This is a genomic window from Defluviimonas sp. D31 (assembly GCF_033436765.1).
Lineage (GTDB): Bacteria > Pseudomonadota > Alphaproteobacteria > Rhodobacterales > Rhodobacteraceae > Albidovulum.
Genome location: NZ_JAWQFN010000014.1, coordinates 39,640 through 53,623 on the forward strand (window position 1 = coordinate 39,640; position 13,984 = coordinate 53,623).

Sequence of the window (13,984 nt, forward strand, 5' to 3'; positions counted from 1 at the left end):
CAGGCACGCGCCGGGAATGTGGAGCCGTTCACGTTCACGTTTCGCTTCGTCATCTGCCCAAAAAACAGGCAATCGGCAGAAAACGTGCGAAAGATGTGCGTATCCCCGGATTTTCGGCCCTTGCCGCCGCTGCATTCCTTGAAATGCTGCAGCGCAGCGTCTTGGCTCGACCCCGAGGCCCGCTCTGGGGGCTGGTTTTGCGAGGAACGCGACGTGAAATACATCATAGCGGCAATTAAGCCCTACAAGCTCGACGAGGTGCGCGAGGCGCTGACCGCGATCGGCGTCCGGGGCATGATGGTAAGTGAAATCAAGGGCTTCGGCACGCAGTCCGGCCATACCGAGATCTATCGCGGTGCCGAATACGCCGTGAACTTCGTGCCCAAGGTGAAGATCGAGGTCGCGGTCAGCGCGGCGCTGGCCGATGACGTCGTCGACACCATCGCCCGCATCGCTCGGACCGACAAGATCGGCGACGGCAAGATCTTCGTCCTCGACCTTCAGGACGCCTTGCGCGTCCGGACCGGGGAAACCGGGGAGGACGCGCTGTGAGTCGGCATATGGAAATGGGGAACGGAATGACGAAATTTGCTGGATGGGCCGCGCTCGCGGCCGGATTCGCCGCGCTGCCCGCGGCAGCGCAGGAGGCGGCGGCAGAAACTGCGGCAGAGGTCGCGCCGGTCATGGACAAGGGCGACGTCGCCTGGATGATGGTGTCGACGCTCCTGGTGCTGTTCATGATCCTGCCGGGCCTGGCGCTCTTCTACGGCGGGCTGGTGCGGTCGAAGAACATGCTCTCGGTGCTGATGCAGTGCACCATGGTCACCGCGATGGTGATGGTGATCTGGGTGGTCTACGGCTACTCCTTCGCCTTCGGCGGCGGAACCGGACCGTTCTTCGGCGGCTTCGGCAAGCTCTTCCTCGCCGGCGTGACGCCCGACAGCATGGCCGCGACCTTCACCGACGGCGTGGTGATCCCGGAATATGTCTTCATCGCCTTCCAGATGACCTTCGCGGCGATCACCCCGGCGCTGATCGTCGGCGCCTTCGCCGAGCGCATCAGGTTCGGGGCCGTGATGCTGTTCTCGGCGCTCTGGGTGACGGTGGTCTACTTCCCGGTCGCCCACATGGTCTGGGACGGCGCCGGGCTGATCTTCAACATGGGGGCGCTCGACTTCGCCGGCGGCACGGTCGTTCATATCAACGCAGGCGTAGCGGCACTGATCGGCGCGCTCTTCGTCGGACCGCGAGTCGGCTACGGGCGCGACATGATGGCGCCGCACTCGATGACGCTGACGCTTGTCGGCGCGGGCATCCTCTGGGTCGGCTGGTTCGGCTTCAACGCGGGCTCCAACCTCGAGGCCAATGGCGGCGCGACGCTCGCCATGATCAACACCTTCACCGCGACGGCGGGCGCGATCCTCGCCTGGGCCGGGCTCGAGGCGGTATTGCGCGGCAAGGCCTCGCTTCTCGGCGCAGCCTCGGGCCTCATTGCCGGTCTCGTCGCGGTGACGCCGGCAGCGGGGTCGGTCGGCCCGGTGGGCGCCATTGTCCTCGGCGCAATCGCCTCGGCCGTCTGCTACTTCTTCGTCGCGGTGGTCAAGAACAAGTTCGGCTATGATGACAGCCTCGATGTCTTCGGCATCCACGGGATCGGCGGCATCGTCGGCGCCATCGGCACCGGCATCTTCACCGCGCCGGGCCTCGGCGGGACCGGCGGCGAGGACTATGCGATCGCCGCGCAGACCTGGATCCAGATCCAGGCGGTCGCGATCACCATCCTCTGGTGCGGCCTCGCCTCGGCGGTACTCTATCTCCTCGTCGACAAGACCATCGGGCTCCGGGTCGACGGCGACGACGAGCGCCGGGGGCTCGACCTCACCGCGCATGGCGAGAGCGCCTACCACGCCTGAGCCTCGGCGCAGGAAAAGCGAAAGGCGGGGCATGTGCCCCGCCTTTTTCTTCCCTCGAACGTCCTGCCGCCGTGTCGCCCCGCGATCAGATGCCGACGTCGAGGATGGCGCGGGCGAGGATCGGCACGGTCGTCTTGTTCAGACCAGCGATGTTGAGCCGCGAATCGCCCACCATGTAGATCCCGTGCTCGGTCTTCAGCCGCTCCACCTGATCGGGGCTCGCACCGAGGCGCGAGAACATGCCGCGATGCTCGGCGATGAAGCCGAAGCGGTCGGAGCCGGAGAGCGTCTGCAGTTCCTTCGCCAGCTGCTCGCGCAGGCCGAGCATGCCGCGCCGCACCTCCTCGAGTTCCGCCTGCCAGTCGGCGCGGAGCGCTGCGTCGGTGAGGATCATCGTCACCAGCCGCGCGCCGTGGTCGGGCGGGAAGGAGTAGTTCTGCCGGTTGAGGAAAGCGAGCGTGCCTTGCGTCACCTCGCGATTCGCCGGCTCCGACAGCGCGATCAGCGCGCCGGTGCGTTCGCGGTAGATGCCGAAATTCTTCGAGCAGGAGGCGGCGATCAGCACCTCGGGCCGCCGCGACGCGATCAGCCGTACCCCGGCCGCGTCCTCCTCGAGCCCGTCGCCGAAGCCCTGGTAGGCGATGTCGATCATCGGCACCGCGCCGGTCTTTTCCAGCAGCTCGGCCACCGCCTGCCACTGCGGCAGGGTCAGGTTCGCCCCGGTCGGGTTGTGGCAGCAGCCGTGCAGCAGCACGACGTCGCCGGGCTTCGCGGCGGCAAGGTCGGCCAGCATCGCCTCGAAGTCGACCGCCCGCGTGTCGCCGTCGAAATAGCGGTAGGGTTCCACCTTCATCCCGAGATATTTCAGGATCGAGAGGTGGTTGGGCCAGGTCGGGTCGGAGACCCAGACGCTCGCCTCGGGATTCGCCATCCGGATCAGTTCGAAGGCCTGCCGGCAGGCGCCGGTGCCGCCCGGTGTGGCGACCGAGGAGATGCGGTCGGCCGCGGCCGCGTCCCCGAGGACGAGCCTGGCCATCGCGGCATTGTATTCCGGCTCGCCCGCGAGGCCGGTATAGGTCTTGGTCTTCTCGACCTCCCAGAGCTGCTTCTCGGCGGCCTTCACCGCGCGCATCACCGGCGTGAGCCCGGTCGCGTCCTTGTAGACGCCGACGCCGAGGTCGATCTTGTCGGTCCGGGGATCGGCCTTGAACTGGCCGATAAGTTGCAGAATCTTGTCCGCGGGTTGCGGTTTGAGAGTGCCCAGCATGGCGATACTCCTGTCAGCCCTTGGCGACCTTCAGATCGCCGTACATTCCCCATTCCGCCCAGGATCCGTCATAGAGCGCGTGGTCGCGCTTGCCCATCCGCTCCATCGCGAGGCTCAGGATCGCGGCGGTGACGCCCGAACCGCAGGTGGTGATCGCGGGTTTCGAGAGGTCGACGCCGGCGGTCTCGAACACGCTGCGCAGCGCCTCGGGCGCCAGCATCGTGCCGTCGCCGTTCAGGACCGCGCGATACGGCACGTTCTTCGAATTCGGGATATGCCCGGACCTGAGACCCGGCCGCGGCTCTTCCTCTTCGCCGCGGAAGCGCGGCGCGCTGCGGGCGTCGATGATCTCGTGGTCGCGGAGCTTGGCCGCGGCGGCGACCTGGGTCACGTCCTTCACAAGATGCGCCTGACGGCTCGTGGTGATGTGGCGGTCACGGAGCACCGGCGGCATGTCCTCGATCGGGCGTCCCTCGGACTGCCATTTCGGGAAGCCGCCGTCGAGCACCGCGACATCGGTCTTGCCCATCAGACGGAAGGTCCACCAGACCCGCGCCGCCGAGAAGAGCCCCGCCCCGTCGTAGACCACGACCTGGTGGCCGTCGCCCACGCCCATCGCCCTCAGGCGCGAGATGAACTTTTCCGGCGGCGGCGCCATGTGCGGCAGCTGCGAGCGGTGGTCGGAGATGTCGTCGATGTCGAAGAACCGCGCGCCGGGAATGTGGGCGGCGGCGTAATCCGCCTTCGCGTCGCGCCCCATGTCGGGCAGGTACCAGGACGCATCGAGGATCCTGAGGTCGGGATCCTTCAGATGTGTCTCGAGCCAGTCTGTGGAAACAAGCGTCTTCGGATCGTCCGTTGCCATGGCCATCCCCAAAAATCTGACAAAACTGCAATAACCGGCAGCGGCGGGGGGACGCAAGGGTGCATGAGGGAAAGCGGGCGGGACCTCGGGTCCCGCTCCGCAATCTGTCACTTCGCCATCATGCTCTTCACGACGCCGATGAGCGCCATAAGGACCCCGCCGCCGACGCCGCCCGACGCGACCGAGGAGATGATCGAGCCAATATCGAGCCCCGCAGCCGCCTCCCCGCCACCGCCGAAAAGCGCGCCGAGGATCTGGCTGCCCAGGCCGCCGCCGAGGATTCCGGCAAGCGAGTTTCCGAGGAGGCCCAAATCGAGGTTGCGAAGGAGCTTGCCCGCTATGTTGCCTCCGGCGGCGCCCGAAAGGAGGCTGATGATCAATTGTTCCATGAAAACACACCTTTTCGTAAGACCGCCAATACGAGTACCGGCGGCTGCGGCCGGGGGCCGTCCGGTGCTCTATAGCGTCTCATGTCTCTGATTTGGCAACAATACCGGTGCGCAGCCCGAGCCGAATGACCCGGCGTCACCCCTGCTTCAGGAGCCGCTGCTTCTGCCGGCCCCAGTCGCGCTTGGCCTCGGTCGCGCGCTTGTCGGCCTGCTTCTTGCCCTTGGCGATGCCGATCTTCAGCTTCACGATTCCCTTGTGATTGAAGTACATCACCAGCGGCACCAGCGTCATGCCCTCGCGCCCCACCGCCTGCCAGAGCCGCCCCAGTTCCTTGCGCGACACCAGGAGCTTGCGCCGCCGCCGCTCCTCGTGGCCGAAGATGCCGGCCTGCTTGTAGGGCGCGATATAGCCGTTGATCAGCCAGAGCTCACCACCCTCGACCGAGGCATAGCTGTCGGCGATGTTCGACTGGCCGGTGCGGAGCGACTTCACCTCCGACCCGGTCAGCACGATGCCGACCTCGAGATCGCTCTCGATGAAATAGTCGAACCGCGCGCGGCGGTTCTCGGCGATCACCTTGTAGTTGGGGTCTGATTTCTCGGCCATGATCCGCCCGAGATAGGCGAGCGCGAGGGCCAAGTCCAGAGCGCCGGCGGGCCTCCTTGCCCGCCGGCGCCGNCGAACCGCGCGCGGCGGTTCTCGGCGATCACCTTGTAGTTGGGGTCTGATTTCTCGGCCATGATCCGCCCGAGATAGGCGAGCGCGAGGGCCAAGTCCAGAGCGCCGGCGGGCATCCTTGCCCGCCGGCGCCGAGGTTACAGCTTCAGGCCGGTCTTGCGGCCCTCATGGAAGGCATAGGGCGCCTGCCGGGGCGCCGCGGCGTCGCCGATGAGGTGGGTCTCGATCCCGGCGAGGTCGCCCGACAGCGGATCGAAGGCGCGGTTCGTCGTCGACATGACGAGCGCCGAGGCGTCGAGCCTCATGTCGCTGCCGGTGAGCATGTTGCGGACCGTTGCCCCGCTCCCGTGCCATTCGGCGATCAGGTGTTCGGTGAGGAACGTCACGCCAAGCTGCGCCAGCCGCGGGCGGAGCGGGATGTCCGACGAGGTACGGGCGAGTTCCTTGCCGATGAAGGGCTCGGGCGTGACGATCGTCACCTTCAGGCCCCGCTCGGCCATCGCCCAGGCGGTGCCGAGGCCGCGCCAGTTGCCGCCCTCGTCATAAAGGATGACGTGATCCCCGAGCTTCGCCTCGCGGCGCATCACGTCCTCGGGTGACCAGACATTGCCCCTGTCGATGCCGGGAAGCCGGTCGGCGCCGGGCATCCATCTCTGGAAGCCGTCCTCGTCCGGCAGCGAGCCGGTCGCCAGCACCACGACATCGGGGTTCAGCGCGCGGATATCCTCGGCCTCGGCATAGGCATTGAGGTGGAGCCGGACCTGCAGCTTCTCGAACTGGCGTTCGTACCAGTCCATCAGCTCAAGGATCTGCGCCCGGCGCGGCTGTTCGCCGGCGAGCCGGAACTGGCCGCCGATGCGGGGCTGGGCCTCGAAGATATCGACCCTGTGCCCGCGTTCGGCCGCGACCCGCGCCGCCTCGAGCCCGGCCGGACCGGCGCCGACAACCACGATGCGGCGGGGTTTCCCGGCCGGCGTGAAACGGTCGCCGCCCCATTCGAACTCGCGCCCCGCCGAGGGGTTTATGAGGCAGGAGATCCAGTAGTCGCGCGAGCGCCGGCCCCAGCACATCTGGTTGCAAGAGATGCAGCCGCGCACGTCCTCGGCCCGGCCCTCGAAGGTCTTGCGCGCCAGATGCGGGTCGGCGATCTGTCCGCGCACGATCGAGACCATGTCGGCCTGGCCGGAGGCGATTACCGCCTCGGCATTCTCGGGCGTGCGGATATGCGCCTCCGAGGTGACCTTGGCGTGCTTGACGATCTTCTTCAGCTCCTCGGTTAAGGGAGCGGTCAGCTTCTCGCCGTAAAGGAAGGTCGGCATCAGCCGCTGGAAGTCGAGATAGCCGCCGTGACCGCAGGTGACATAGTCGATATGCCCCGTCGCGTCATGCGCCGCCACGACCTCGGCCAAAGCCTCGCCCTGAAGCGTCACGTCGTAGGCGTCGGACGTGGAGATGGCGAGGCCGATGATGAAATCCTCGCCGCAGCGCTTCCGGATGCCCTCGATGATCGTCCGCGACATGCGGGTGCGGTTCTCGAGGCTCCCGCCCCACTTGTCGGTGCGCTTGTTCGACCAGGGGGTCCAGAACTGGTCGAGAAGCGAGTGATAGGCACCCCAGACCTCGACGCCCTGGAAACCGCCCTTCTGGCAGCGGACAGCGGCGGCGATATGGGCCTCGATCAGTTCCTCGATCTCGGCCTCGGTCATCGCATGCGAGCCGTCCGAGTCGTGATAGCTCGGCCCCCCGGACGGCCCCCAGTGGGGCGAGAAGCTGAGGTCGGAATCGCCGTGCGAGCCGACATGGTAGAGCTGCTGGAGGAGGACGGCGCCCGCCTCCTTCACCGGCTCGGTCACTTTGCGGAAATGCGGGATCACATCGTCGGTGCCGTGGCGGAAGTTGCCGCGGGTGAGGACCCCGGTGCGGTGCACCGGCATCGGCTCGGCGACGATCATCGCCGCGCCGCCGAGCGCGCGTTCGAGGAGATAGGCCCCGAACCGCTCTCCGGGCAGGCCCTCGACGCTCATGTTCGCGGTATGGGCACCGAAGACGATGCGGTTGCGAAGCGTATGTCCCCGAAGCTCGATCGGGGACATGAGGCGGGGATGGGCGGTGGTCACGGTCACCCCCTCATACGCTCGCCGGCCGCGTCGTAGAGCGGCTCGGCCACGACCTTCGCGGCGCAGAAGGTGCCGTTGATCTCGACCTGTAGCGCGGTGCCGTCAGCCGCTGCCGCAGGCGGCACATAGCCGAGCGCCACGGACTTGCCTGCATGGTGGGCATATCCCCCCGAGGTCACATGGCCGATGCAGGCGCCGTCCTGCAGGATCGCCTCGTCGCCGACCACGTCGCGGTCGGTCTCGATGACCATGGTCACGAGCCTGGCCTTAGGCCCCCGCTTCGCCTCGGCCTCGGCCGCCGCCTTGCCGATGAAGTCCTTCTTCCAGTCGATGAAGGCGTCGAGCCCGCTTTCCGCAGCGGTGTAGTCGGGGCGGAAGTCCATCGTCCAGACCCCCCAGCCCTTTTCCAGCCGCAGGCTCATCAGCGCCCGCGCGCCGTAGGGCTTCAGCCCCAGATCGGCGCCGGCCGCCTCCAGCGCTTCCCAGAGCCGCATCTGGTACTGGGGCGCCACATAGATCTCGTAGCCGAGTTCACCCGAGAACGAGAGCCGCATCAGGATCGCCGGCACACCGCCGACGAAGGTCCTGCGCACATCGCGGAACTTCAGCGCATTCGCGGAAACGTCGTCGCGGGTGACACGCTCGAGGAGCTTCCGGGCATTCGGCCCGGCGATGGCGACACCGTGCAGGCTGTCGGTGATGTTGGCGTAGGCGACGCCCTCATCCGGCAGGTGGCGGGTGAACCAGCGCCGGTGCATCTCCTGCGCAGCACCCGAGCCGAGCAGCACGAAGTGATCCTCGGCGAGGCAGGTGACGGTGAGGTCGCCGTAAAGCTTGCCCTTGTGGGTCAGCACCGGCGAAAGCGCGACACGCCCCGGTTTCGGCAGCCTGCCGGCGAGCATCCGGTCGAGGAAGGCGCGCGCGCCCGGCCCCTTGACCTCGTGCTTGCCGAAGTTGGCGATCTCGATCATGCCGACCGCCTCGCGCACAGCCTTCACCTCGGCCGCGACATAGGCGTGGCTGCGGTTGCGGTCGAAGGTCGGCGCCTCATGCGCATCCTCGGGTCCGTTCGCGAACCAGAGCGCGTGTTCGAGCCCGAAGGAGGTGCCCATGACCGCGCCGCGACCGACCAGCCGGTCATAGAGCGCGGTGGTCTTCTGGCGCCGGCCCTTGGGCAGGGTCTCGTTCGGGAAGGTCATCACGAAGCGGCGCTCGTAGTTCTCAGACGACTTCACCGTGCCCCAGTCGGGGGTGGCGAAATCGCCGAAGCGGGCGATGTCCATGGCCCAGACGTCGATCTCCGGCTCGCCCTCGATCATCCATTCGGCAAGGCACTTGCCGACGCCGCCGCCCTGGCAGAAGCCCGCCATGACGCCCACGGCCGCCCAGTAGTTCGTCAGGCCCGGCACCGGCCCGATCATCGGGTTGCCATCGGGGCCGAAGGTGAAGGGCCCGTTGACGACGTTCTTGATGCCGGCGCGGCCGAGCGCCGGGATGCGGTCGAAGGCCAGTTCCAGCCGGTCGGCGATCCGGTCTAGATCGGGTGGCAGAAGCTCGTGGCCGAAGTCCATCGGGGTGCCGCCGACCTTCCAGGGCGTCGATTTCGGCTCGTAGGTGCCAAGGAGCATCCCGTTCCGCTCCTGGCGGAAATAGATGTTGGCCTCGTAGTCGATGCCTGCGGGCAGCCGCTCCCCCGTCTTCATACGCTCGGCGATCTCGGGGATCTCCTCGGTAACGAGGTAATGGTGCTCCATAGGCTGCACCGGCAGGTGAACCCCCGCCAGCCGCCCCGCCTCGCGCGCCCAGAGCCCGGCGGCGTTGACGACATGCTCGGTGTTGATCGTGCCCTTTTCGGTCACGACGTCCCAGGTCCCGTCCTTGCGCTGGCGCGTCTCGATCACCGGGGTATGGGTGTAGTATTTCGCGCCGTGCACGCGGGCCGATTTCGCATAGGCATAGCAGACGCCCGAGGGGTCCACGTCGCCATCGAGCGGATCCCAGAGCGCGGCGATGTAATGCTTGGGGTCGATCAGCGGGTGGCGCCGCGCGGCCTCCTCGACGGAGATGAACTCCTGATCGAGGCCCATGTAGCGGGCCTTCGAGCGTTCGCGCTTGAGGTAATCGTACCAGACCTCGTTCGAAGCGAGGTAGAAGCCGCCCGTGTTGTGCATCCCCACAGACTGGCCCGACGTCTCCTCGATCTCCTTGTAGAGGTTGATCGTGTAGCCCTGGAGCCGGCTGATGTTGGGGTCCGACGAGATCGTGTGGATCTGGCCGGCGGCATGCCAGCTCGACCCGGAGGTCAGCTCGTCGCGTTCGAGAAGGATGACGTCCTTCCAGCCGAACTTGGCGAGGTGGAAGAGGATCGAGCAGCCGACGACGCCGCCGCCGATGATGACAACACGGGCGTGAGTTTCCATGAGTGTTCTCTTGGTTCGAAAGATTGAGGTCTCAGTACCAGGCGTCCGGCATCGAGGCCTTCTTCTTGGCGATGTAGTCCTTCAGCGCCTCGTCGATGCCCTCGTCGAGATGCGGCGCCTGATACTCGCGCAGCTTCTCCTTCCAGAGCCGGTTGGCGCGGGTCGCGGCATCCGTGCTGCCGTTCGCCTCCCACTTCTCGAAGGGCTCGTTGTCGGCGGTCTCGCTGTCCCAGAAGGCGGTCTCGTAGTTCGCCATCGTGTGCGCGCAGCCGAAGAAGTGGTTGCCCGGACCGACCTCGGCGAAGGCGTCGACGGCAAGCTGGTTGTCGTCGATCTTCACCCCGTCGAGGTAGCTGTGCAGCGCGCCGCAGAGGTCGGCGTCGAGCATGAACTTCTCGTAGGACATCGACAGGAGCCCGTCGAGGAAGCCCGCCGAATGCAGGATGAAGTTCGCCCCGCAATGGATCGCGGCCAGCATCGACATCACGCCTTCGGTCATCGCCTGCGCGTCCGGCAACTTCGAGGTGGTGAAGTTGCCCGAGCAGCGCAGCGGCAGGTTCAGCCGGCGGCAGAGCTGACCGATCACCATCGAGCCGATCGCCGGTTCCGGCGTGCCGAAGGTCGGCGAGCCGGAGCGCAGGGACATCGAGGACAGGAAGTTGCCGAACACGACCGGCGCGCCCTTGCGCTCGAGCTGGGTGATCGCGCAGCCCGCCATCGTCTCGGCCAGCGCCTGGGCGATGGCGCCGGCATTCGTCACCGGCCCCATCGCGCCGCCGAGGATGAAGGGCACGATCACCGAGCCCTGGCCTGCGCGGGCATAGGCGCGCAAGGACTTCGTCATCGTCCCGTCCCAGACCAGCGGCGAGTTGACGTTGACGTTGCCCATGATGACGCAGTTCTGGTCGACGAAGTCCTCGCCGAACACGATCCGCGCCATGTCGATCGAATCCTCGCTGCGCTCCTCGGCGGTGATCGAGCCGAGGAACGGGCGGTCGGAATAGCGGACATGGGCATAGACCATGTCGAGGTGGCGCTTGTTCACCGGCACGTCGGTCGGCTCGCAGATCGTGCCGCCCGAGTGGTGGAACCAGGGCGAGGACTGCGCGAGCTTGATGAAGTTCTGGAAGTCCTGCAGCGTGCCGAAGCGGCGGCCGCGGTCGAGGTCCATCACGAAGGGCGACCCGTAGGAGGGCGCGAAGACGACGTTCCGGCCGCCGATCTGCGCCGAATTGGCGGGATTGCGGGCGTGCTGGGTGAACTCGGCCGGCGCGGTCTTCAGGATCTCGCGCAGCATGCCGGGCTCGAACTTCACCAGCGTGCCGTCGACCTTGGCGCCGGCCGCCTTCCAGTAGCCCAGGACCTCGTCGTCGTCGCGGAACTCGATCCCGGTCTCGGCGAGGATGCGGTCGGCCGCGGCCTCGATCTTCAGGAGGTTCTCTTCCGACAGGACGTCATAGGTCGGAATGTTGCGGGTGATGTAGGGCCGTCCGAGCCCCGTCGCCTTGTGCGACCGCTCGCGCCGCCGCGCCTCGCGCCCACCGTGCCGCGCCTTTGCCGTTGTGTCCTCGCCAGCCATAATTCTCTCCTCGGCAGTTGCGCATTCCGGGCCCGATTTTACGGGCAGCGGCGGCGCCGGGGAAAGTAGCCATGGCGACATTCCGAAGGTTCGAAATGTCGTTTTGCATCGACATTGGGTCGGTGCCGTCCGGCGTCAGCCGGACCGGTCCGGACGCGGCTCGATGCCCCGGCCGGACCGCGCTCCTCCCCTACTCGGCCGCGAGATCCGTGGCCCAGCCCGAGATCGCCTTGACCTCGAGGAACTCCTCGATCCCCCAATGCCCGCCTTCGCGCGCCCGTCCCGACGCCTTCACCCCGCCGAAAGGCGAACCCGCACCGCGCGACTGGCCGTTCATCTCGACCATGCCGGCCTTCAGCGCCAGCGCCATCCGGTTGCGCTTCGCGCCGTCCTGGGTCTGGACGTAGTTCGTGAGCCCGTAGGGCGTGTCATTGGCGATCCGGACCGCCTCGGCCTCGTCCTCGAAGGGAATGATCGACAGGACCGGCCCGAAGATCTCCTCGCGCTCGATGGTCATGCCGGGCTTCACGTCGGCAAAGACCGTCGGGCGGACGTAAAAGCCCTTGTTCATCCCCTCGGGCAGGCCGAGCCCCCCGGCGATCAGCCGCGCGCCCTCGTCGATGCCCTTCTGGATGTAGCCCTGGATCTGCTCCCACTGGCGCTTGTTCACCACCGGGCCGATATGGCGGCCGGGCTCGGAGGCCGGGCCGACCTTGACCGAGGCCGCGACCTCGGCCGCCGTCTCCACCGCGCGATCGTAGACCGACCGCTCGACCAGCATCCGGGAGGGCGCGTTGCAGCTCTGCCCGGAATTGTTCATCATATGCAGCACGCCGCGCTTCACCGCCTTCTCGTCGGCATCGGCGAAGATCACGTTGGCGCCCTTGCCGCCGAGTTCCAGCGTCACCCGCTTCAGCGTCTCGGCCGCCGCCTTGGAAATCGCGATGCCCGCGCGCGTCGAGCCGGTGAAGGAGATCATCTCCACGTCCGGATGGGTCGAGAGCCGGGTGCCAACCCCCATCCCGTCGCCGTTCACGAGGTTGAAGACGCCCGGCGGCACGCCCGCGTCGTGGCAGAACTCGGCGAAGAGCATCGCATTGAGCGGGCTTTCCTCGGAAGGCTTCAGCACGCAGGTGCAGCCCGCCAGCAGCGCCGGGATCGCCTTCAGCGCGATCTGGTTCATCGGCCAGTTCCACGGAGTGATGAGCCCGACGACGCCGATCGGCTCGAGCGCGATCCGGTCGTTCGGCGCATGCGGGCCGAGGGGCTTCACCCATTCGATCTCGTCGAAGGCGCGGAGGAAGTTCGTCAGGTGCCACGGCAGGCAGGGCGCCTGGCTGTCGCGCGCCATGTCGATCGGCGCACCCATCTCGCAGGAAATCGCCTCGGCCATTTCCTCCTTGCGCTTCTCGTACTGTTCGAGAATGCGAACGACGACGGCGCGGCGCTCCGCCGGTGGGGTCGCTGCCCAGGCCGGGAAGGCGGCCTTGGCGGCGGCGACGGCCCTGTCGGCATCGGCCGCCGAACCGAGCGAGATCACCGCGCAGGGCTCCTCGGTCGAAGGGTCGATGACCGCGCAGTCGCGGGGGGCAAGCGGGGCGGTCCAGCGCCCGTCGATGTAGAAGTCGCGTTTCTCGATCATGGCATACCTCGTCAGATGGCGGCGGCAAAGTGGCAGGCCCTAAGCCGGGCCGCAAGCGTCGACGCATAATTTGATCAAATTTTTCCGAAATTCAAGAGGACAAGCTGACAACCTCGCAAAAGCGCCTTTCCCGGGGCTGCGATCCGCCCCCGGTCGGACCCATAGCCGGACCCTGAAAACGAATCTCGCCTTCGGGTGCCATACGGGGTGAAAAACGTTGCGGAAACGACTACGTGTCTGACACATGAGTTCCACCCGACAGGAAAGGACAAGGCATGGGCCTTCGCATCAATGACACGGTTCCGAACTTCACGGCCCAGACCGACCAGGGCGTGATCAGCTTCCACGAATGGATCGGCGACAGCTGGGCGATCCTGTTCTCGCACCCGAAGGACTTTACCCCGGTCTGCACCACCGAATTCGGCGCCGTGGCGCGGCTTGCCGACGAATGGAACAAGCGCAACACTAAGGTGATCGGCATCTCGGTGGACGGCATCGAAGACCACAAGCGCTGGAAGCGCGACATCGAGAAGGCGGGCGGCGCCACGCCCTATTTCCCGATCATCGCCGATGACGGCCTGCATGTGTCGAAAGCCTTCGACATGCTGCCGCACGAATACTATCTGCCCGAGCACCCGACCCCGGCCGACAGCGAGACGGTACGCGCGGTCTTCATCATCGCACCGGACAAGAAGCTGAAACTGTCGATGACCTATCCGATGACGGTGGGTCGCAACTTCTCCGAGGTCCTGCGCGCGCTCGACGCCCTTCAGACTTCCGCGCGCGCGGGCGTGTCGATGCCCGCCGACTGGACCCCCGGCGGGGACGTGATCATCCCGCTCGCGCTCGACGACGAGGCGGCAAAGAAGAAGTTCGGCGGGTTCAACGCGGTTCTGCCCTACCTGCGCTACACCAAGCTTCCGGACTGAACAGCGGGGCGCGGACATCCGCTCGCGGGTGCCCGCGCCTGTCCGAACGCGGCGGCGCGAAGCCATCGCTGTGACCTGCCGGCCTTTACAGGCGTGCGGTTCACGCCTAGCTAGGCCGGGTCGCGTGCCGCAGAAGAGTTTCCGCATGATCCGCAAACTGCTTTCAAGGTTGTCCGACAGGATG

Annotated in this window: 11 protein-coding genes; 3 read left to right on the forward strand and 8 right to left on the reverse strand. The window is 66.8% G+C overall.

Annotated elements, in window-relative coordinates:
• The first annotated feature begins 213 nt into the window (after window positions 1-213).
• Window positions 214-552: a P-II family nitrogen regulator gene (locus R5H32_RS18275; RefSeq protein ID WP_318340130.1), complete on the forward strand. Its 339-nt coding sequence runs from the start codon at window positions 214-216 to the stop codon at window positions 550-552.
• A gap of 26 nt (window positions 553-578) precedes the next feature.
• Window positions 579-1,913: an ammonium transporter gene (locus R5H32_RS18280; protein ID WP_318340131.1), complete on the forward strand. Its 1,335-nt coding sequence runs from the start codon at window positions 579-581 to the stop codon at window positions 1,911-1,913.
• Window positions 1,914-1,998: 85 nt separating this feature from the next.
• Here the strand turns inward: R5H32_RS18280 and R5H32_RS18285 are convergent, their stop codons facing one another.
• The 8 genes from R5H32_RS18285 to R5H32_RS18320 form a co-directional block, all read right to left on the reverse strand.
• On the reverse strand, window positions 1,999-3,180 hold the full coding sequence (locus R5H32_RS18285; protein WP_318340132.1) for an amino acid aminotransferase: 1,182 nt from the start codon (window positions 3,178-3,180) through the stop codon (window positions 1,999-2,001).
• Between the two features lie 13 nt (window positions 3,181-3,193).
• The gene (gene sseA / locus R5H32_RS18290) at window positions 3,194-4,045 is read right to left on the reverse strand and encodes a 3-mercaptopyruvate sulfurtransferase (protein WP_318340133.1); all 852 of its coding nucleotides are present in this window, start codon (window positions 4,043-4,045) and stop codon (window positions 3,194-3,196) included.
• Window positions 4,046-4,152: 107 nt separating this feature from the next.
• On the reverse strand, window positions 4,153-4,434 hold the full coding sequence (locus tag R5H32_RS18295; protein ID WP_318340134.1) for a hypothetical protein: 282 nt from the start codon (window positions 4,432-4,434) through the stop codon (window positions 4,153-4,155).
• 136 nt (window positions 4,435-4,570) lie between these two features.
• Window positions 4,571-5,041 (reverse strand): SsrA-binding protein SmpB, encoded by a 471-nt coding sequence (gene smpB, locus R5H32_RS18300; RefSeq protein ID WP_318340140.1) that lies wholly within the window; start codon window positions 5,039-5,041, stop codon window positions 4,571-4,573.
• Window positions 5,042-5,250: 209 nt separating this feature from the next.
• Window positions 5,251-7,230, reverse strand: coding sequence for an FAD-dependent oxidoreductase (locus R5H32_RS18305; protein WP_318340135.1), 1,980 nt, complete (start codon window positions 7,228-7,230; stop codon window positions 5,251-5,253).
• Window positions 7,231-7,232: 2 nt separating this feature from the next.
• On the reverse strand, window positions 7,233-9,650 hold the full coding sequence (locus R5H32_RS18310) for an FAD-dependent oxidoreductase (protein ID WP_318340136.1): 2,418 nt from the start codon (window positions 9,648-9,650) through the stop codon (window positions 7,233-7,235).
• Between the two features lie 31 nt (window positions 9,651-9,681).
• Window positions 9,682-11,229, reverse strand: a complete 1,548-nt coding sequence (locus R5H32_RS18315; protein ID WP_318340137.1) for a trimethylamine methyltransferase family protein — start codon at window positions 11,227-11,229, stop codon at window positions 9,682-9,684.
• Window positions 11,230-11,419: 190 nt separating this feature from the next.
• On the reverse strand, window positions 11,420-12,871 hold the full coding sequence (locus R5H32_RS18320) for an aldehyde dehydrogenase family protein (RefSeq protein ID WP_318340138.1): 1,452 nt from the start codon (window positions 12,869-12,871) through the stop codon (window positions 11,420-11,422).
• Window positions 12,872-13,146: 275 nt separating this feature from the next.
• Here R5H32_RS18320 and R5H32_RS18325 point away from each other — a divergent pair, with 275 nt between their 5' ends.
• The gene (locus R5H32_RS18325; protein WP_318340139.1) at window positions 13,147-13,800 is read left to right on the forward strand and encodes a peroxiredoxin; all 654 of its coding nucleotides are present in this window, start codon (window positions 13,147-13,149) and stop codon (window positions 13,798-13,800) included.
• The last annotated feature ends 184 nt before the right edge of the window (window positions 13,801-13,984 follow it).